This window comes from Clostridium cavendishii DSM 21758, from assembly GCF_900141845.1.
GTDB lineage: Bacteria > Bacillota > Clostridia > Clostridiales > Clostridiaceae > Clostridium_AG > Clostridium_AG cavendishii.
Genome location: NZ_FQZB01000010.1, coordinates 26575 through 46838 on the forward strand (window position 1 = coordinate 26575; position 20264 = coordinate 46838).

At 29.6% G+C, this 20264-nt stretch carries 16 protein-coding genes and 1 riboswitch; of the genes, 3 read left to right on the top strand and 13 right to left on the bottom strand.

Annotated elements, in window-relative coordinates:
• Positions 1 to 147: 147 nt before the first annotated feature.
• Positions 148 to 597, top strand: a complete 450-nt coding sequence (locus tag BUB01_RS11685) for a MarR family winged helix-turn-helix transcriptional regulator (protein WP_072987671.1) — start codon at positions 148 to 150, stop codon at positions 595 to 597.
• A 4-nt stretch (positions 598 to 601) separates the two neighbouring features.
• Complete coding sequence (locus BUB01_RS11690) at positions 602 to 1168, top strand: cyclase family protein (protein WP_072987674.1); 567 nt, start codon at positions 602 to 604, stop codon at positions 1166 to 1168.
• A gap of 456 nt (positions 1169 to 1624) precedes the next feature.
• On the opposite strand, the gene BUB01_RS11695 is transcribed toward BUB01_RS11690, so the two are convergent.
• The 4 genes from BUB01_RS11695 to BUB01_RS11710 form a co-directional block, all read right to left on the bottom strand.
• On the bottom strand, positions 1625 to 2110 hold the full coding sequence (locus BUB01_RS11695) for a hypothetical protein (RefSeq protein ID WP_072987677.1): 486 nt from the start codon (positions 2108 to 2110) through the stop codon (positions 1625 to 1627).
• 416 nt (positions 2111 to 2526) lie between these two features.
• Positions 2527 to 3279 (bottom strand): hypothetical protein, encoded by a 753-nt coding sequence (locus tag BUB01_RS11700; RefSeq protein ID WP_072987680.1) that lies wholly within the window; start codon positions 3277 to 3279, stop codon positions 2527 to 2529.
• Between the two features lie 114 nt (positions 3280 to 3393).
• Entirely contained in the window at positions 3394 to 3951 is a 558-nt protein-coding gene (locus tag BUB01_RS11705; protein WP_072987682.1) for a recombinase family protein, read from the bottom strand.
• A gap of 640 nt (positions 3952 to 4591) precedes the next feature.
• A complete protein-coding gene (locus BUB01_RS11710) occupies positions 4592 to 4798 on the bottom strand; it encodes a hypothetical protein (protein WP_072987685.1) in 207 nt (68 codons plus the stop codon).
• A gap of 560 nt (positions 4799 to 5358) precedes the next feature.
• Between BUB01_RS11710 and BUB01_RS11715 the strand changes: the two genes are divergently transcribed.
• Positions 5359 to 5763: a replication initiator protein A gene (locus tag BUB01_RS11715; protein WP_072987688.1), complete on the top strand. Its 405-nt coding sequence runs from the start codon at positions 5359 to 5361 to the stop codon at positions 5761 to 5763.
• Between the two features lie 571 nt (positions 5764 to 6334).
• Here the strand turns inward: BUB01_RS11715 and BUB01_RS11720 are convergent.
• The 9 genes from BUB01_RS11720 to BUB01_RS11760 all read right to left on the bottom strand — a co-directional run bounded on the left by BUB01_RS11720 (position 6335) and on the right by BUB01_RS11760 (position 20249).
• Positions 6335 to 7306, bottom strand: coding sequence for a tyrosine-type recombinase/integrase (locus BUB01_RS11720; protein ID WP_072987691.1), 972 nt, complete (start codon positions 7304 to 7306; stop codon positions 6335 to 6337).
• 163 nt (positions 7307 to 7469) lie between these two features.
• Entirely contained in the window at positions 7470 to 9002 is a 1533-nt protein-coding gene (guaA, locus tag BUB01_RS11725) for a glutamine-hydrolyzing GMP synthase (protein ID WP_072987694.1), read from the bottom strand.
• Between the two features lie 146 nt (positions 9003 to 9148).
• Complete coding sequence (gene guaB, locus BUB01_RS11730) at positions 9149 to 10603, bottom strand: IMP dehydrogenase (protein WP_072987697.1); 1455 nt, start codon at positions 10601 to 10603, stop codon at positions 9149 to 9151.
• 262 nt (positions 10604 to 10865) lie between these two features.
• A riboswitch (purine riboswitch) is annotated at positions 10866 to 10964 on the bottom strand.
• Positions 10965 to 11384: 420 nt separating this feature from the next.
• Positions 11385 to 14291 carry a vWA domain-containing protein gene (locus tag BUB01_RS11735; protein WP_072987700.1) on the bottom strand — a complete coding sequence of 969 codons (2907 nt, stop codon included), beginning with the start codon at positions 14289 to 14291 and terminating at the stop codon, positions 11385 to 11387.
• 30 nt (positions 14292 to 14321) lie between these two features.
• Positions 14322 to 15212, bottom strand: a complete 891-nt coding sequence (locus tag BUB01_RS11740; protein WP_072987705.1) for a PilW family protein — start codon at positions 15210 to 15212, stop codon at positions 14322 to 14324.
• A 10-nt stretch (positions 15213 to 15222) separates the two neighbouring features.
• Positions 15223 to 17535, bottom strand: a complete 2313-nt coding sequence (locus tag BUB01_RS11745; RefSeq protein WP_072987708.1) for a pilus assembly PilX N-terminal domain-containing protein — start codon at positions 17533 to 17535, stop codon at positions 15223 to 15225.
• Positions 17536 to 17547: 12 nt separating this feature from the next.
• Complete coding sequence (locus tag BUB01_RS11750) at positions 17548 to 18450, bottom strand: type IV pilus modification PilV family protein (protein ID WP_072987711.1); 903 nt, start codon at positions 18448 to 18450, stop codon at positions 17548 to 17550.
• A 13-nt stretch (positions 18451 to 18463) separates the two neighbouring features.
• Positions 18464 to 19684, bottom strand: a complete 1221-nt coding sequence (locus tag BUB01_RS11755) for a hypothetical protein (RefSeq protein ID WP_072987714.1) — start codon at positions 19682 to 19684, stop codon at positions 18464 to 18466.
• A complete protein-coding gene (locus tag BUB01_RS11760) occupies positions 19671 to 20249 on the bottom strand; it encodes a PilN domain-containing protein (RefSeq protein ID WP_072987717.1) in 579 nt (192 codons plus the stop codon). The genes BUB01_RS11755 and BUB01_RS11760 overlap by 14 nt, the downstream gene beginning before the upstream one ends.
• Between the last annotated feature and the right edge of the window lie 15 nt (positions 20250 to 20264).

Genomic DNA, 20264 nt, shown 5'->3' on the forward strand with positions numbered 1-20264 from the left:
TCAAAAGTATCTTTAATATTAAAAAATTCATCATTACTAATTTAATTCTCATTAGTACTTCAGTCTAATTATTTATTGTTGACAAAGGAAACAATAAATAATACAATAATATTGTTGACTAAGGAAACAATATAGGAGCTGATTATAATGGATGAAACAATATTAAATTTATTTAAAAATATTTACGAAAAACAAAACGAATTAAGTATTTTAACAGATTCAAAGCTTTTTAATGCTTATTCCATTTCAGAGGTTCATACAATAGATCTTATTGGGAGTAAAGAGAAATTTAATGGAGTTTTAATTGCCGATGAACTCAAACTAACAAGAAGCGCTGTAAGTAAAATCCTATCTAAATTAAGAAAAAACGGATTAATTGAAAGTTATAAGAACGATGAAAACAAAAAAGAAATTTATTATAAATTAACAGCTGCTGGGCTTGAAATATATAACTCCCATCAAAAATCGCACAGAGATTGGGAAGAGCGCGAGCTTAAGTTTTTCAAATGCATAGATATAACGAAAAAAAAGATAATAAATGAATTTTTGGAAGACTACAACAAATATCTAAGTGAATTAATTAAAGAAAGAGGTTGATAATATGATTATAGATTTAACAACAAAATGTAAAATGGAGTTGATTGAGCCTTGGTTAAGGCGTCAAGAAAATAAGCATATAGCCATGGGCCATGTTGGTACGCATTTAGACACATACTTAAAATCGCAAATTCCATTGGAGTATTTTAAACGAAGAGGAGTGTTGGTTAATACAACAGCATTTTCTGAAAAACGAGAAATTAACAAAAATGATATAGATTTAGAGAATATAAAAAAAGGTGATTTCGTAATATTTAGAACAGATAGAATAAAGAAAGTCTATGGCACTAAAGAATACTTTGAAAATCATCCACAACTTTCTCATGAACTTATCAAAGAATTATGCCATAGAAAAGTAAGTTTTATAGGAATAGATACTGCAGGTATAAGACAAGGAGAGGAACATACTCCAGCTGACAAATTGTGTGAGGATAATAATATATATGTCATAGAAAACCTATCAAACTTAGATAAAATTACTAGTAAAGATTTTTTAGTTTATACAATGTGGATAGATGATAAAGAGGCTACAGGATTAAAATGCAAGGTTATATGTGAAGAATTAATATAAAATAAATTTTAACAACATCATCTTTTGCTTAAATTTCAAAATACTTCCTTTAATGTTCAAAAATAAAAAAGACATATTAGATAAAGAATTAAAATTCTTTATCTAATATGTCTTTAAATCATCTATTCTATTAAATTTATTATGTTTATTTTATTCCCACTCAATAGTTGCTGGTGGTTTAGAAGTTACATCATAAATAGTTTGTACTAACTTTCCCACTCCCCTAAGTCCCTGTATTTGCAGTATGTTAGCAGAATGGTGGTTTGTATGTAATTGCTGTAGTAGGTTTTGATTACAAAAATAACTACCTTGTAACTACAGTAAGTTTATCACAAATTAAAAAGAAGATACAATAAATTTTTTAATAGCATCTAAAATCACCTTTTAAAATACCTTTCTACTGAGTCACCATGAATAAATATTACAAATTATTAGAACTTCAATTTCCCCAATTAATTACATAAGTGTTGGGTCTGCCCCAAACCACGTTTGCAAATCATTTTCATCGGTACAATCATTAATCCAAGCTATGCCAAAAACAAGTTCATGAGATTCGGTGGTTGGTAATATGTTGTATCCTATTCCGTTTTCTAGATACTTGCTATCAAAATCATAGTTACCAATTCTTTCTCCAGTATCAAAGTACCCAGTATCGCATTCTATTCCAATTGATAACTTTACCCCTCCTTGATAAAAAGCTTGGCACTCCAGTCTTTCTCCTGATTCAGGAAAACATTTAACTTTGCTATAATTCATGTCATCAATGATGCAACAAATTAAATGTGGTAAACTATCACTTTCATATTCTACTGCTATTCTATATCTGCCATCAACATTAGGAAATATAGCTGAATTATTTTCCAATCTTATAGCATTATATTCTATCTCTATATCATCCTTATATATTTTTATAAAACCTAATGGTGTCTTCAATTTATTCATTAATATCACCTCACATGATTCGTATTTAAAACAATTGTGCATTAAGTATATTATATAGTTTTTGGATAAACTTGCATACGAAATATATGCTATTTCAACACACTATTCTTTTACATAGCCAAAATTAAAAGCAGATTTATTATAAGCTTTTTCTAAGTCTTATATAAGGCTTCCCTAAGGTTATAACTGATACTTCAAGGCATAAAAAAGACTAGGTTTCCCTAGCCTAATTTGCTTGTAGTGCTAACTTATCTGTAACTTACCTCCAAGTTCTTTTATTCTTAATAGCACTTACATTAAAATCTGTTATTCCTAGCAACATCAACATTATTAAAATGTGTGTGTGAAAATGTATAAGCAAGTAAATCTTCGTGTTCCGTTATATTGGTATTTGGACTTTTCTCCCCTTTCCCTAATTAGAAGCAATAATTCTCTTCACATGTATTAATTTCTTCCCTAGAAGGTTCGTCTGCTGAAATACCTACTCTTTCAACATTGAATCCAAATTTCTTTCCAAACTTTCTTACATCAGAAGCTTGTTTCTCTTCACTTGACTTGAAGAATACTGATGTATAAACTTCTTCTCTAATCTCTGTTGTAGCTTTTAAATTTACTTCTTGTTTATCCGTTAAATCTTCCATGTACGGAAGTATTGTCCACGCACCCATGCTACCTTTAGTTATCTCTAATGGGAACTTCTTTAAATGCTTTTCCATCTTAGTAATAGCTTGATAAAAGTTGTTTCCTGCTTTGTTCCTTCTACCCTCTTCTAAGTTGATTCCCATTGATAAGATGATGTCCTCACCAGTGTTGATGTCTTTCATTCCAAAGTAAACATAGTCCTGTCTTTTTAAAGCATTAATTTTGTTAAGAACTTTCTTTCTCGTAACCTCATCACCTTTAACCTCGTTGTAGTCATTCCAAAGTTCCTTAACTACTTTGTCATACAGTGTTTTCTCAATCTTCTCAACTACTGTCGGAAGAATTACAGGAGTATTGATTACTGAATCATACACACTAACGATTTGCTTTAAGTAGAACTCTTTTATTGAAGGGATTCCTACTATAAGGCTTTCTCCTTCTTTTAAGAATCTTAAAGCAGTTTCTTTCTTTTCACCACCATTATTGTTGTTGTTTCCATTGTTCATTTCTAAAATACCTTTACTCATTTTTTCATTCCACCTTTTTATCATTTTTTAAGGGGATTTATCTAACCCTTATGCTTTGATAACAAGCTGAGTAAACGGAATGGGACAACTACAAAATAAAAAAGGGCTACAAACTTATTGTTCATAGTCCTTCACCAATTTATAGAATGTATTACGCTTAAGTCCAAGTAATTCCATAGCATTATTGCCAGTAATTTTTCTAGTCTTCCATTGGTTATAAACATCTTCCCAGTTAGACGGATAACCAATTTCCTTTCTACCCTTATACTTCCCATCAGCTTTAGCTAATGCTATGCCTTCTCTTTGTCTTTCTAAAAGGTTCATACGTTCAAATTCATTTATAGCACCTATCATTGTAAGCATCAACTTACCAGTTGGTGTAGAGGTATCAATATTCTCTTTGTTACTAACTAGGTTAATGCCCTTATCTTGAAGCACCTCTATAAGTTCTAACAAGTCTTTTGTACTTCTAGCAAGTCTAGAAAAATCATGTATGTATATTGTATCTCCATCTCTAGCAAAGTCTAACATAGCTTGTAACTGTGGTCTATTAGTATCCTTAGCTGATACCTTTTCCTTGAACCACTTTTCAATATTGTGTTTAGCCAATGCTTCAACTTGTCTACCATCATTCTGTTCAACAGTGCTTACCCTTACATATCCAATATTCATACTATAACAACTCCTTTAATATAACTTACTAGATGTATATAGTATACTAAAGTGTTTATTTAGAATCAATGATTTATACAAACATTTATTTATAAATTCATAAAATAACTTATAACAAACACATCTGCATTACTTTAATATATTTGTTATAAGTACACTTCTGATAAACAGTTTAATGCTATCCAACATTATATGATTCAAAGGTATTGTAAATGTGTAAGAGGTGGGGGGTATTTAATAAATTTTGCCAGTCATGTTTAGGCATTAATATATAGTAAATTCTTGATTTTAATTAAGGGTTCATTTTTATTTTTTTCAAATCTAATTAAGGACACATCTAGCCTTCACTAATGCATTCCGTATAAGACAAGATTGACTGAAAGATGTGTAACTAAAATAAAAATGCCCTACTACCTATTATTAGATAGCAAGGCTATTTTTATAATTTCTGTATAAGCTAAAGCTATTAATAAACCTTTCTATATCCAATGATAGAGTGCTTTCCATTTAACCTATTTCAATAAAAGTATATCCATAACTATATGCAAATAATTCTTTATATATATCATTTAGTTATTCTTATACTAAAGTCCTATACCTAAATAAACTCTACTTCTTCGCAATAAAAGAATGTTGTGAACTAATTTGTCCATTGACAATGAATACATTTTTCACATACCTTATGAAATTCTTTAATATCATTAAACTTCTTTGTTACTTCAATCCACCTCTTTAGTTCATAAGCAGTATCAATAGGTCCGCCTATATCTACAAAACAATATTCCCAACATAGTCCCCAATCAATTTCTTTTTCAGTAGCAGGACAATACCATAAATCATCATCCATAAAAACACCTCCAAGTAAGGCAATTAATTCGCAAAATTTTACAAAGTCGAATCAATATATTGATTAAATTATACCATATTATTACAAAAATTCAAATCTTAATAGAATATCCCATTTTTCTCATACAAACTAACCTTTTATTTAATTTAATTACTTGATATTCCATGTCCGTTATTCATTTATACAAAGGGCGAGGTATACGAAAATCGCATCCTGTCTAGCCCACTTTAATATAAACTCTTATCCACTATTTATTAATTACTCTATAACGGATTGATTCTTTAATATCTATATAACGGAGTAATAACCTGCCTTAGCAGGTAAATATAAGTATTTATCATTAAGTCTTACTAATTAAGTATTATTCGATAGTGAATATCACAATTCATAGTTTTATAATCACTATTCAGACTTTTTATAATCACTATTCAAAAACCATCGTTTGTCCCATATTACCCTTATGACTAGATTAGTATAACACCATTAAAAATGTCCCATATTAACAACTTCACTTGTTAAGTAGGTATGAGATAAAATTTACAAACGAAAGGAGGATATCAATGGATAACCAACCCATTTTACAAAAGGAAAGTCAACTATTTGCTAAAATGCCAAAAGCTTTTAAAAAAATAACTTACAAAGGTTTATCTAGTGATGCTAAGTTACTTTATACTTGGGGCTTGGACAGGCTTCAATTATCTAAATTAAACGAGTGGTATGACTACACACATCAACAAGAGTTTATTTTCTATTCTGTAGACCAAGTGATGGAGGACTTAGGTTGTGCTAGTCAAAAGGCTGTTAAAATTAGAAAAGAATTAGAAGCTTGGGGCTTATGGGAAATGATTGACCAAGGAAAGAATAAACCAACCAAAATATTTGTAAAAGAAATTATACCGTCTCAACTTTCAGCTAATAAAGGACTTAGATTCAACACAAAACCTAAAAAAGAAGTAAAGATATAGAACCTAAAGAAACGGTAGTAAAAGAAAATGTAAAAGTAACCATAAACGATAAAGAACTAACTTAGAAAATAAATAAAGATAAAAACAAGGTGGTGAGTTAAATGGAAATAAACAGAAGATATAAAAGCTAAGAAGAGGTTCTTGTTAAAAACCTCGCAAGAACTTTATAAAGGTTGTGTTATACACTGTCACTATATTCCAAAATCAAATCAGTTTTTCGTTTGCTGTTACGTTGATAATCATGATGATGATGCATATTTTACAATGAAATTAAACTATGACGAGGTGTAAAATGAATTTTTGATGTACCTGTAATTAATCATTTCTCATATGGAACTATTTTTTAAGGAGGGGGATATTTAAATCCTTCTCTTTTGTATCATTGGTATGAGTGCATGGAAAATTTACGGTTTTGCATTTAAGGAAAGTCATATTTTTACCCCTTCAAAATTACCCTATCCCCCTCTAGAATGAGTATTTCCAACGGTTTTACAAGTGATAATATATGTCATAAAGACTTATTTTATATATAGAGTATAATAAGCGTAGTATCTTTCTTATAAACAGAAAACTATTTCATTTTAATCATTGTGTTTTCCACCTTAATTTTATCCAACGGATTAAATGCAGTAGCACATTTCAAATCCTTACCATCTAGGTGTAAGTAATATTCTGTCATTCGATAACTACTATGTCCTAACAGTCTTTTAAGAGTATAGATGTCGCCACCTTCTCTAAGGAAAAGTGTAGCAAATGTGTGACGGAATAGATGTAGTGAATATCTGAACACACCTCTCCTTTTAGCATATTTAACTATACCCATTTGTAATGTAGTCCTTGGCATTCTATCTCCGTAAGAGGTACAGAATAAATAATCATTTGGTGTACCACCTCTTACTTGTAAATATTCAACTAACACTTTGTGCAACACATTACTTATTGGTACTTGTCTCGGTTTTCTATTCTTTGTATGAGAAAGATTTACTAACCCCTCTTTTAAATCTACATTACTTATTTTTAACTCCCTTAATTCTAATGCCCTTATCCCTGTACCTAATAAGAAGTTTATTATTGCCCAATTTCTAAACTCTGCAAATCTGTTTGTAGTATCCTCTTTAGAAGGTTTTTTAAGCAACAACTTCAGTTCCTCTTCTGTGTAAATATCTTTGAATACTTCTTGATGTTTAACATATGAATACGGAAACTTTTCAATATATCCTAACTCCATTCCGTATGATAGCATAGGTGTAAGTTTTCTGATATAACTGTTAACTGTAATATCCTTAACTTTCCTTACTTGTTTTATATGTACCTTAAAATCCTCAAAAGTATATGCAGTAAACTCATAGCAATAAAACTCCTCTGATACACCTTTATATTGTAAATACTCATAGAAATACTTTAAGATATTCTTGTATCCGTTGGTGGTATGATGTGATACCCCATTTGCTTCACACCTTTTAAAATACATCTCGCACAAGTCCTTGAATAACATTCCTTGTTTGTTAACCATTCCAATTTTATAACCTTTTGTTTTAGCCATTATGTAACCCTCCGTATAGTTAAATTTAAGTTACAAGATAACCAAAAACATAAAAATAAAGTAGGCTTTGATATACGGAAAATTTCCCTAAAATCAAAACCTACTTTGCAGTACCTTTAGCAGTACCAAACCTTCTAAAACCTTAATTTATCATAACTCTAGTTTATTCCCACTCAATAGTTGCTGGTGGTTTTGAAGTTACATCATAAACAATTCTGTTTACTCCCTTAACTTCATTAACAATTCTTCTACTTACCTTATCTAAAACTTCATATGGTATATGAGCCCAATTTGAAGTCATTCCATCTGATGATGTTACAGCTCTTAAAGCTACAGTATGTGAATAAGTTCTTTCATCTCCCATAACTCCTACTGAACGTATATTAGGCAGACAAGCAAAGTATTGCCATATTTGACCTTCAAGACCTGCATTTGCTATCTCTTCTCTGAATATAGCATCAGCTTCTCTAACTATTTCAAGTTTTTCTTCAGTTATATCTCCTAAAACTCTTATAGCTAAACCTGGTCCTGGGAATGGCTGTCTCCAAACTAAGTGATGAGGTATTCCTAGTTCTTCTCCAACTTTTCTTACTTCATCTTTAAATAACTCTCTTAATGGTTCTATAAGCTTAAAGTCTATATCTTCTGGAAGTCCTCCAACATTGTGGTGACTCTTTATAACAGCTGAAGTTCCTGTTCCACTTTCAACTACATCTGGGTATATAGTTCCTTGAACTAAGAATTTAGCATCACCTATTTTGTTAGCTTCTTCTTCAAATACTCTTATGAATTCTTCACCTATTATTTTTCTCTTAGTTTCTGGATCTGAAACTCCTGCAAGTTTTCCTAAGAATCTATCTTGAGCATTAACTCTTATAAGATTCATATCAAAACCTTCTCTAAAGATTTTTTCTACTTGGTCTCCTTCATCTTTTCTAAGTAAACCATGATCTACAAATATACAAGTTAATTGCTTACCTACTGCTTTATGAACCATAACAGCTGCAACTGATGAATCAACTCCACCAGATAAAGCACATATAAGCTTCTTATCTCCAACTATTTCTTTAATTTCTTTTATTTTTTCTTCCGCAAATGAAGCCATAGACCAGTTATCTTCTAAGCCACAAATATCATGTATGAAGTTTTGAAGCATCTTTTGACCAAATGGAGTATGTTCAACTTCTGGGTGGAATTGAACTCCATAAAGTTTTCTTTCTTCATTTTCCATAGCAGCTATTGGACATACATCTGTATAAGCTGTTATTTTAAAACCTTCAGGTGCTTTTTCAACATAATCAGTATGACTCATCCAGCATATTTCTTCTTTTTCAATACCTTTAAATAGTCTTGAAGAAGAATCTATATTTATATTACTTTTACCATATTCACTAATTGGAGCTGTAGCCGCCTTTCCACCTAGCATATATGACATAAGTTGATCTCCATAGCAGATTCCAAGTACAGGTACATCTAAATTGAATACACCTTCATCTATCTTTGGAGTATTTTCTCCATAAACACTATTTGGACCGCCTGTAAATATTATTCCTTTTGGATTTTTAGCTTTTATTTGCTCTAAGCTATAATGATAAGGGATTATTTCACAGTACACACCACATTCTCTTACTCTTCTTGCTATAAGTTGATTATATTGTCCGCCAAAATCGACTACAAGTATCAAATCTCTCTTCATACTTAGACCTCCACCTTATTTTGATTTAATTTATGTATATATTTTTAAAAACTGAAATTCATAATTGACAGTTGAGAACTCATAGAAAATTATTTTTGAATTTTTCTAATCATTCTCAATCTCTCATTCTATTATTTTAATTCATATTATTGACTTACGCTATAGTTTGGAGCTTCTTTAGTTATATTTATATCATGAGGATGACTTTCTCTAAATCCTGCTGATGTTTGAACTACAAAATTAGCATTTTCATATAAATCTTCAAAAGTTGCTGCTCCTAAATATCCCATACCTGATCTTATACCACCGATAAGTTGGAATATTGTATCTGCTAAGAAGCCTTTATATGCAACTCTTCCTTCAACACCCTCTGGAACTAACTTCTTATTTCCTGCTTGGAAATATCTATCCTTAGAACCTTTTTCCATAGCTCCTAAAGAACCCATTCCTCTGTATACTTTATAGCTTCTTCCTTGATAAATTTCTACTGCTCCTGGAGCTTCATCACAACCAGCAAACATAGAACCCATCATAGCTACAGTAGCTCCTGCTGCAAGTGCTTTAACTATATCTCCTGAGTATTTAATTCCTCCATCTGCTATAACAGGAACGCCATACTTTCTTCCTTCTTCAGCACAATCCATAACTGCTGTTAATTGAGGTACCCCAACACCTGCTACAACTCTTGTTGTACAAATAGAACCAGGTCCTATACCTACCTTTACACAATCTGCTCCAGCTTCTATAAGATCTCTAGTAGCTTCTGCTGTAGCAACATTACCAGCTATAATTTGCAAGTTTGGATATTTAAGCTTTATAGTTCTAACTCCTTCTAAAACTCCTTTTGAATGTCCATGAGCAGTATCTATAGTTATAACATCTACTTTAACCTTAACTAATGCATCTACTCTTTCCATCATATCAACTGTAACTCCAACAGCTGCACCACATAATAGTCTACCCTTATTATCTTTAGCTGCATTTGGGAATACTCTAGCTTTTTCTATATCTTTAATAGTAATTAAGCCCTTTAAATAACCTTCTTCATCTACTAAAGGTAACTTTTCTATTTTGTGCTTCTTAAGTATTTCCTTAGCTTCATCAATAGAAGTATTTTCTCCTGAAGTTATAAGATTCTCCTTAGTCATAACTTCTGATATTTTTCTTTCAAAATCTGTTTCAAATAATATATCTCTATTTGTAATAATTCCAACTAATTTACCTTCTTCAGTTATTGGAACACCAGAAATTCTGTATTGTCCCATAAGTTCATTAGCTTCTCTTAAAGTGTGATTTGGAGAAAGAAAGAAAGGATCTGTTATAACTCCATTTTCTTGTCTTTTTACCTTATCAACTTCTTTAGCTTGAGCTTCTATAGACATATTCTTGTGTATTATACCTATACCACCTTCTCTAGCTATAGCTATCGCCATCTTAGATTCAGTTACAGTATCCATACCTGCACTAAGAAGTGGAATATTTAAAGTAATTGATTTTGTAAGTTTAGTTTTTAAACTTACCTGATTTGGTAAAACCTCTGATTTGTTTGGTACTAATAAAACGTCGTCAAATGTGTAAGCTGTTTTTAATATTCTTGCCATATTTACTCCTCCAAAACTTATTTTTTATGAATATATTTTTTTATGTAAATTAAAATAACTTTCCTAAAAGTTATTGTTCCCTCATTGAAAGCAATTTAAAACCTTCAAATAATTAACCTTTCCGGAAAGTTTATCCACCAGAGACTTATATAAAAGCAGCTTGCACTTATAAAATTTGAAGTCTTTCTTGCATTTTTTTATTTTTATGCAAGAAAGGCGTATTAATTCCATAAGTGAAATTAATACGCCATAGAAAATTCTACACCACATCAAAGCCACTCATAGTCGGAAATTTAATGGTTTCCGGTAGATACTCCTTGCCATATTCAAGGTATATACGAGGGATATTCGTTTATATTAAAACTTATTATAGGGCATATAATAAAGCTTGTCAACAGAATAAGCTATATTTTTTCTCCATTTACACAAATGATTTTTAACTTGCATTTGCGTTTTAAAAAAGAATATATTCTTTCGCTTTTTAGCGTGTTTTTTGAATTAATTCATGTATAAAATAAATTATAACTATTGATTATTCTGAAAGGAAAAACTCATTAATCATTATATTTAACGTAGTCTAATAATAATATATTTTCTCTTTATAATAGAAAATATATCAATAACCATAAATAAAAGACTAAGCTAAACCTTTTTATATTTAACTTAGTCTTCACCTTTATTAATATCTTGTTATTTCTTAAGAGAAAAATGATCTTATTAACAATAAGAAGATATATAATTGTTTTTTAAAACGATATTCTGATAAATATTCTCTTATTTTTTAGAATAAATCTGGACTCTTAACTACATTAATATTTAAAGCCCCATCCTTAACAATAGTATTATTTAATAAAATTTTATTATGAACAGTAATTTTATATAAATTATTTTCAGTATATCCTGGAACATCTATTTTACCTTTTACAGTGATTAAATACTTACAACTCCCTGTATTATCTAATAGTACTGGATTTTTATTAGTTAATTCTTGCCCTAGACCCTCATCCTGAATCTGATAATATGTTGTTCCATCAGGCTTCTTTCTTTCTTCAATCTTTAACAATTTAATAGTAATTTCCGGTTTCCCATCTGTACCTCTTCCTATATAATTCAATCCTGCTATATCAATCATAAAACTATATTTATCGTTTCCTGTAGTCTGTATGATTGTTCCACTTTGAAAATAACTCTTATTTGCTATGTCAAATGTCTTATCAGACCTAGATATAATTACATCATCTACTTTAGGCTTATCATCTACTTTACTAATTTCTTTTGAATTTGTATATAATCCAATAGCTTGTTTGCAATTATCTATGGCCAAAACTTGCATCATAGGAGTTGCTGTACACTTCTGTTCATTTCCTATCATATATGCCATTTCATTTTCATGATTAGAACTATTATGAAGCTTGTATAAACCTTCACCAGTGAATCTAAGTGTTGCTAACTTAATTGTATCTTGGCTACTTAAATTCCCATTGTTATTAGCAAAATATATCTTTGCACATCTATAAGCCTTATTTTCCTCCTCTTCATTATCCATTTTAAGATTTGAATTAAAAGAAACTGGTTTCAAATATCCTTTTAGAACTTGATCTGCATCTATTCTTCCTAACAACGAGGTATACGACGCACAAAGTTCTCCTGCTCCACTAGTAATAATTTCATTAAGATTAGTTTCCTGTGAGTTATTATTTATCCCAAAAAGATTTATTTGCAAGTCATCTCTCTCTGAAATATTCTTTGCTATTAAATTCGCATATTCAAGGGAGTATCCATCTGTATCTGGAATAGAAATCGATTTTATTTTCTCATCAAATTTCACATTATATTTATCACTTCCAGTACTTCCATAACTTGTAGGATTCCCTCCACTTATAAGTAAAATACTCTTATTTTCATCTCCATCAGCTAGAACTCCAGCTGATACCCTTAGAGCATCTCCTGTATTCCTAGTTTTATTAGTTACTGTTTGCAATGAACTTATAGTTTTCTTAATACTTGCTATATCATTAGAAAAAGATTTTCCATCTATTTTTAAACATTCAGCAATATCACTATATTGAACTATAGCTAAAGATGTTTTTGAATTTACGGTTTTATCTACAAACATATTTAAATCAGCTTTGCATTTATCTGTTATACTGCTATCAATGGCTACTACTATTTTCTTATTCTTAATAGCTGTAACTGCATTATCAAGTACATTAGCAGGATCAGAAGATTTAACATTTAACGTATAGTTAAGATCATATGCACTACCAATTTGAACAGTTTCTGTATCTCCATTATTATTAGCACTTTTACGGCTAGCTACCATAGCTACACTTGGATTAAATTTCATTACATTAACTTTAATAGAAGAGTCCATAAGAACATCTTGTGCTTTTCCATCTAGTTTATTATAAGTTAATAAGATATTACTTGTTTGACCATTACTATTTATATCTTCAAAAACTCCTGCTTTTTCTGCTTTAAATTTAACAGAAACCTTAATAGGATCAGCTACATAATTATCTCCATCTAATCTATAATTTACATTTGGAAGAGCTATTGTAGCACTAGAATTCCATCCTACTGCTGAATTTCCCACTGCTACAGGGGTATATACTTTCAAGCCCTCTGGAACGTTTATCTTTACAGTTGCTCCACTTCCATCATAGCCTAATGTTATAACATCTGGAATTGCCTTGTATAAATTCACTAATTCATTTGCATCATTTGCAAAATAAAGAGTTCCATTAGCCTTATTTGCTATATCAGAGATAGTAGTCTTATCAACAGAATTTGAATATCCTACAAAATAAGCTTTGATATTATCAGTAACTAATTCTTGTGCCATCATATTAGCATATTCTTTTGCGTATCCCTTTGGATCAGTTCCATCTCCATACTGAGCTAACTCTATATTCCAAAACGTCCCACTTATTTCATCAGAATTTGTACTATTAAAATACTCACATTTATTTTTAACATTATCAGGAGCCCAATTCCAAATTTTCGTCTCTCCTATTTGTTGCCTATTCTTTTTTGAATCAGAATCCCATGGTAATTGACTATGGGAAAAAACTGATGGTTTATTTGGAGTTAGCATTATCATATATTTGTCTATATTAGCATTATCTTTTATTCCACTATTTTTATAAAATAACCTTGTAGTCCTTATTGCATCTCCTATATTTTCTCCATAGCTATTATTAATAGTTAAAGTATCTAAAAACTTAGATGCCTCTTCCGAGCTATATCTACAATCTTTAAAGATTTCATTACTCTTTGATTTAATTTTAGAAACTGCATTGAATTCTATAATTGAAAAGGTTGTTTTTGAATCTCCATTAAATTTTTTAAGAAATTCTTTTGCAGAAGTTATTTGCTCTGAAAATTTTGTCCCATCCATATATCTTGATGTATTTACTAATAATACTATATGCTTATCTCTATTAGCCTTGTCTACTGAGTTTTTAGGAATTGGCTCCGGTTTAACTGTAAACTTAAATTCACCAACCTGATTTTGAAATATATTATATTCATTACTATCAGAGGCTATAGTGAGATTAGGTGTTACCTTATTTACCGTAGATGTGGAACCTACTGCCTTTGCTACAATCCATCCCCCAAATAAAATTACTGAAATAAATACTACTATAATACTTAAAATTCTTTTATTATTTATTTTTATTTTCATACTTACCTCCTTTCTGTTTACTTAGAAGGTCTAACTTCCTAAATTAAAACTATCACTTTCAACTTCATATTGCTTATTCTCATTGTTAATAGTAAATTTAATTCTAAAGCTCTTTATATTTGCAAGATTACCTGGTGGCGCAGTATTGTTAAAATCCTTTAAATTAGAAGCTATAACAACAGTTGTTTCGGAACCATTACTAGCCACTTTTGAGGTTACCTTTAAGGTTTTCTTTCCATTATTATCAAAGGTATAAACTCTTATAGTATTATTATTCTTTTTGTTTTTTATAGTGAATTCATCATTATTAAGATTTATAAATTCAGAATTTTTCAAATCAAATTTCCTTATAGTTACATTAAACAGTTGAACTTGATCAAGTAATTCTTCATAAACACTTTTATGATTCTTAATATTTAATTCACTATTAATTGAACCTTTTTCTTCTTTATACTCAAAATTTACTACAAACTTTAAAGATTCAATCTTATCTAATTCAATAGAACTCTTATTGCTTGAAGTTATATTTACATAATTACCACTTGCATCTTTACAATAAAATACTATATCATTTATTGAATCACTACATTTAACATTTCCAATTTTTAATTCTTTGCCATTTAATTCTATTGTTTTATATATAGGATTTTCTTTATCTGTATTATCAAATAACAATTCTAAATTCATAAACTTATTAGAAGTAGGATCAAAACTTATATCCTTAACTCTGACTGATTGCATTAAAAGATTTGAAATTTTAGAACTAACCTCTTGAGTTTGAAATTGCACTTCTGATCTTTTCTCTATTTTTTTAACTTGTCTTTGATTTGATGCAACAAAAGCAAATACAACAGCAATTATTATTCCAGTAAGCCCCAATGCTATTATAAGCTCCAATAATGTAAAACCCTTTTTTTTCACTAAAAATCACCTACTTTTCAATATGCCATCTTTGCTTCGTTATAAAAGTATTATAATCTATATACTCACTTACTTCATAGCTATCCTTAGTAGTAAATATGCCGCTTATAGGATTCAACTGAAAGTTTCTTTCTATAAAATCATTATATGCATCATTATAATTACATAAATTTTTATTTGTTAAATTACTTCCATTTATAAGATTAATATCTCCTACAGCCATAATCAACGGATTAAAATCTCCGGAAGGAACGCTGTTTATATTAACCTTTCCCTTTGTTATTATAAATAGATTAGTTTTATTTCCAAGCTTATACTTAGCATTAATATCATTTATATTATTTATTTCTTTATTTGTAATATTATCTTTAAAGGATAATCTATATCCATCAAGATTTATTTCATTTTTATTATTGTTCAATACTAAAAGTATATTTTCATTTTTAAAGTAACTAACCCTATATTTATTATTGTAATCATAAAAACCTTCCAAGATATCAGCACTATTAAATCCATCCTTTATAAAGCCATCAATTTTATCCCAATCTAATTGACTTTCTACTGATCTATAAACTCTAGCATTAAAAAAGTCATTAGTAGTGGATGGCTTCTTTGCTCCAGAAGAATCTTCCATACCGAAAACCTCTAATGCAAACTTTTTTTGAAGATCATCTAGCTTTGTATCAATAATAGGCTCAGGAGCCTTATAGGTAGCTTCATCACCATATATGATTGCACCTGTATTATTTAAGTTAAATGCAGAAGTACTCTTAACAAAGTCTTCACTTTTTTGTATTGTATTGAATTGTATTCCTTTTGAGAAATTTTTATATGTTTCCTTATTATAGTTTTCCTTAAAAAATTTAGCTAAATCATTTGTGGTATCTTCACCTTGTAGCTTTTTCTTTACATCTTTTCCTTTGCTATCTTTTTCTATTTTTTCAGTTATAACTTGTACAGGATTTACATACTCATATATACCATTTTCAACTGGTTTAGTGTACGTCTCATAATTTCCTTTAAAGCCTACACTTTCAGCCGTTTTATAAGGTTTATCTATATCTGTCTTTAAATATCCAACACCAGCTAACAATATATCATTTTTATATTTAGAATTATTGTTACTATACTCTTTTTTAGGATTAAAAGTTACTTTTGTTCCATTATCACCATATACTTTTGAATCAAAAATTATAGAACTTGATTGCCTATAAGTTTGAGTTGGTCTAGCCTTTGACATATTATTTAATCCATAATAAGAATCATTAAAAGTAGCTTGAACTCTTTCACCTTTTAAAAATAAATCATTATATACATATGCCGATGAATTAACTTTATTAGGTTCTGTTATACTATTAGCCTGATCATGTAACGTTGTTAATCCTACCACACCACTTGAATTTTCATTAGTTCTTTTTACAACTAAATTTTCAGCATACAGCCCTTGTACTGTTAATCCGCTTATTCCTCCAACTTTTGATGACTCTCTTACAGTGACATTTGCATCTTCAATTGTTAAAGTACTAGCAGTTCTTAATTTTCCTGAAAAATCTATATTAGCATCAGGAGCTGATTTAATAGTTATACCACCTTGATATTTATTATTTATATCACTTCTTATATCTGAATCACTGGCCTTATTACCCTTAGCCCACATATTTCCTATTACAAATACTGAGCCAGCACCTTTACCATCAATAAGAATATCTCCATCACTTGAAAATACATTTGTATAAAGGGATTTATGAGGATAAGGAAGTCCTGAAGAACTAATAGTTGAATAATCAGGTACTTTTATACCATAAGTTACTGATACTATTCTTTCTTTATTAGTTTTATCTGTAAAACTTGAAGTTAACTTTAAATCAAATTCACCTTTAGTTATATCCAAAACTTTAATTCCATTTTCAGTAACTGTTTGAGCTATAGTTGGTTCTATACTTAAATTCTTTATATAACTTCTTTTTTCTTTCAAAATATCATATTCAGGATTTGGGTTAGAATCTGAATGTTGTAAACTATTAGTAAGATTGTCTTTTAAGTAAGATTTAAAAGCTAACTTAAACTCATCATTTGCTTTGCTCTTATCTGTAATACTTGCATTGCCTGCTTTAGTGGCTTCACTAAATTGTTTTACTAAAATTCCACGCGCTATTTCTAAGCCTGAGTCTGCTGCATAGAGGTTTTCTATTCTTCTATTTTCATCCATCCTCATTTTATAATCAGCTCCGACTACAGCTAGTATAGACACACCAAGAATCGCAAGGACAGCTAAAAATCCAACTACAACAAGTATTGACATACCTTTTTTAGTTTTCTTCATATACACACCTCCTTAAAAATCATTAAAATCATTTCTAATAGTTTCAATGTTTTTTCCTTTTTTAGATATACTGAATTCTGCTGAATATACCGCATTATTTTGAAGTTTATTAACAATAGGTATATTTTTATAAACATCTAAAGGGGAAACTCTAATCTCTCCAGTAGTTGCTGGTGGCTTTACATTTTCTTCAATAGAAGATTTAAATTCATCATATGTTATATTATTTTCTCTAAGAATATATACCTCATTTTTAGAACCTTTATTAGTAAATTCTATTTTTAATTTATTAGAACTATTTCTTTTTTCAACCAAATAAATTATTAAAGGAGTATCCAAATTCATAATGGTACTATCATTATTTATATATACAACATCTGATTCGTTGATATCTATTTTTAATTCATTTGGAGTAGGAAAATTAATTTTTGTAAGTCCTTTAAAATAGTTTATATCATTTGAACTTAAACTCTTAACTTGATACTCAAATCCAAATTTATAATAAGCATCACTTTCTGTAATAGCTATTATATTCTTAACCTTATTATTTAAAATATCAAATTTTTCTTGATTTCCATTATCTACATTTATATCTTTACTTTTTTTTATAATTCCATCTACCTTATATTCTCCATAGGTAGCTTTAAAGTCATATTCTCCTGCATTTGGTGTAGAAGTTAGTTTTTCTCCATCTGCTAAAGTTAAAGGTAATGGTGCTAACCTTAAATCTTTAACTTGTTTTAAAGCTTCCATTGATTTTTGAGCTGCTATTTTTGCCTGTTGTTTTTCTTCTGCTGCCCTATTTATCTTTACTGAAGTTAAAATTAGATTTGCTAATGGTATAAGTAAAATAGCAAATATAGCAAGACTTATTACCACCTCTAAAAGAGTAAGACCTTTTTTCTTTTTTTTCATAATACAGCCCCCTCTAATTATTAGTATAGGTTACTGCACCCTTTTTTCCTTCTACTTTTACTCTTGGTAACTTTCTATCGTCATTTTCTATGACGACTTCAAAGCTCTTATCTGTTTCATTCACTACAGAAATTACAGCTGAAACTGAATCATTTACATCCATTCTTTCAGTAGATATAACTTTTAGCACTACCCTATCACCTACTGGCGTAAACTCTGTTCCAAGCTCCTTATAATTTGTAGGATAAGTTGATTTTTCATTTTTATACTTATAATAATATTTATCATTCTTCTTAGTTACTGTTATTTCTATGTTTTGTGCTTTGTTTGTATCATTATAAATATAACTTGTTCTATTAGCATCATTAGCCTTACCCATCATAAATGCAGGTATATCTGAATTAACATTTCTTAAAGACATAACAAAATCATTTTGAGCTTTTGTTGCATCTTCTACGGTTTTAGGCGCCTTTCCACTTCCCGCAAAAGGATTGGCTTTCCCATAGTTTCCTGTTTCTGTCCACTTCATATATTCAGCTTCTTCATCAGATAGCTTAGGTATAGCATAGTATTCTAAAGTTATAGTTCCCGAAACTTGACTTGGTCCAGAATTAGCTACTGAAAGACTAGATAAAGCTATTATTTTTTCATAATTATTTACTAATTCTAAAAACTTTGCTACATTTTCATAAGTTCCTTTAAAGGACAAAGTGGTTTTCATCTGTTCCACAGAAACTGGCTTTGCATTTTTGTCATCATTTTTAGGTTTCTTATTTTCATCAGCTTTATTTTTATATGCATTAGCTAATTTACCTAGATCCTCACCTTGTTTTTGTGTGTTTGAGTTGTTACTCTTATTTTTACCATCACCTTTAGCTCTATCCTCTACATCATTAACTGTGGCTTCTGAAAAACTTAGATTACCTTTTACATTAGAATCTTTTAAAAGCTTATCTATCTCTAATATTAATTTTTCTTGCATTACTACTGGATAAAATTTTAATGATTTATCCATAATCTTTGCATTTGCAATTTTTACATCTGTTTCATATTTAGAAAGTGATTCTACTTTTTCTTTAAGGTGTTTATAATCATCTTCTAAAGCTATTTTTTGTGACAGTAAATCATTTACTTTTACCCTTTGCTTCATAAAAACAAATTTATAATAAAGGAAACAAATAACTATTACTGACAAAACTATTAATAATACCTTTTCCCTATTATTTACTTTCATCACTGAAATCCTCCTTTAAATCACATTTCACTGTAAAAGAGAATTCTTCTGTAGCCGAACCTGCCAAATCTGAAGCTATACCATCTACAAAAGCATTAGTTATAAAGCTTACACCTTTTAAGTTATGTTGAAACTCTCCTATAGCCTTTCTTGTTTTGCTCCTTGCTGTTATCGAAAGTTCAGAACCTTCCACACTTATTGAATCAAAGAATACACCTTCTGGTATAGCTCCATTAATATTAACCATAAAGTTAGGTGTCACTATAGCTCTATTTTTCACCTTGTAATTTATAGAGGTTAAAGCTTGATCATATTTATTTAAAATTCCTTTTTTCTTTAATAAATCTTCACTTTTTTTAAGCTTCATTTGAAAAGCAGAATCTGCTATCTTTGCTTCTGTATCTTTTATATCATTATTAAACTTCATTATTTGATAACTATTTACAGCTAAGGTTGATACTATGAATAAAGCTGTCATAGTTCCTCCTGCTATTGCAACCCATTTAACACTACTGTTAGGTTTATTGGTGGCTAAATAGGGTTCAAAAAAGTTAAAATCCGTCATACAAACTTCACCACC

Excerpts from the sequence above, each read along its gene's own strand:
- BUB01_RS11685 (WP_072987671.1), top strand. The coding sequence starts at position 148 with ATGGATGAAACAATATTAAATTTATTTAAAAATATTTACGAAAAACAA.
- BUB01_RS11690 (WP_072987674.1), top strand. The coding sequence starts at position 602 with ATGATTATAGATTTAACAACAAAATGTAAAATGGAGTTGATTGAGCCT.
- BUB01_RS11695 (WP_072987677.1), bottom strand. The coding sequence starts at position 2,110 with ATGAATAAATTGAAGACACCATTAGGTTTTATAAAAATATATAAGGAT.
- BUB01_RS11700 (WP_072987680.1), bottom strand. The coding sequence starts at position 3,279 with ATGAGTAAAGGTATTTTAGAAATGAACAATGGAAACAACAACAATAAT.
- BUB01_RS11705 (WP_072987682.1), bottom strand. The coding sequence starts at position 3,951 with ATGAATATTGGATATGTAAGGGTAAGCACTGTTGAACAGAATGATGGT.
- BUB01_RS11710 (WP_072987685.1), bottom strand. The coding sequence starts at position 4,798 with ATGGATGATGATTTATGGTATTGTCCTGCTACTGAAAAAGAAATTGAT.
- BUB01_RS11715 (WP_072987688.1), top strand. The coding sequence starts at position 5,359 with ATGGATAACCAACCCATTTTACAAAAGGAAAGTCAACTATTTGCTAAA.
- BUB01_RS11720 (WP_072987691.1), bottom strand. The coding sequence starts at position 7,306 with ATGGCTAAAACAAAAGGTTATAAAATTGGAATGGTTAACAAACAAGGA.
- guaA (WP_072987694.1), bottom strand. The coding sequence starts at position 9,002 with ATGAAGAGAGATTTGATACTTGTAGTCGATTTTGGCGGACAATATAAT.
- guaB (WP_072987697.1), bottom strand. The coding sequence starts at position 10,603 with ATGGCAAGAATATTAAAAACAGCTTACACATTTGACGACGTTTTATTA.
- BUB01_RS11735 (WP_072987700.1), bottom strand. The coding sequence starts at position 14,291 with ATGAAAATAAAAATAAATAATAAAAGAATTTTAAGTATTATAGTAGTA.
- BUB01_RS11745 (WP_072987708.1), bottom strand. The coding sequence starts at position 17,535 with ATGAAGAAAACTAAAAAAGGTATGTCAATACTTGTTGTAGTTGGATTT.
- BUB01_RS11750 (WP_072987711.1), bottom strand. The coding sequence starts at position 18,450 with ATGAAAAAAAAGAAAAAAGGTCTTACTCTTTTAGAGGTGGTAATAAGT.
- BUB01_RS11755 (WP_072987714.1), bottom strand. The coding sequence starts at position 19,684 with ATGAAAGTAAATAATAGGGAAAAGGTATTATTAATAGTTTTGTCAGTA.
- BUB01_RS11760 (WP_072987717.1), bottom strand. The coding sequence starts at position 20,249 with ATGACGGATTTTAACTTTTTTGAACCCTATTTAGCCACCAATAAACCT.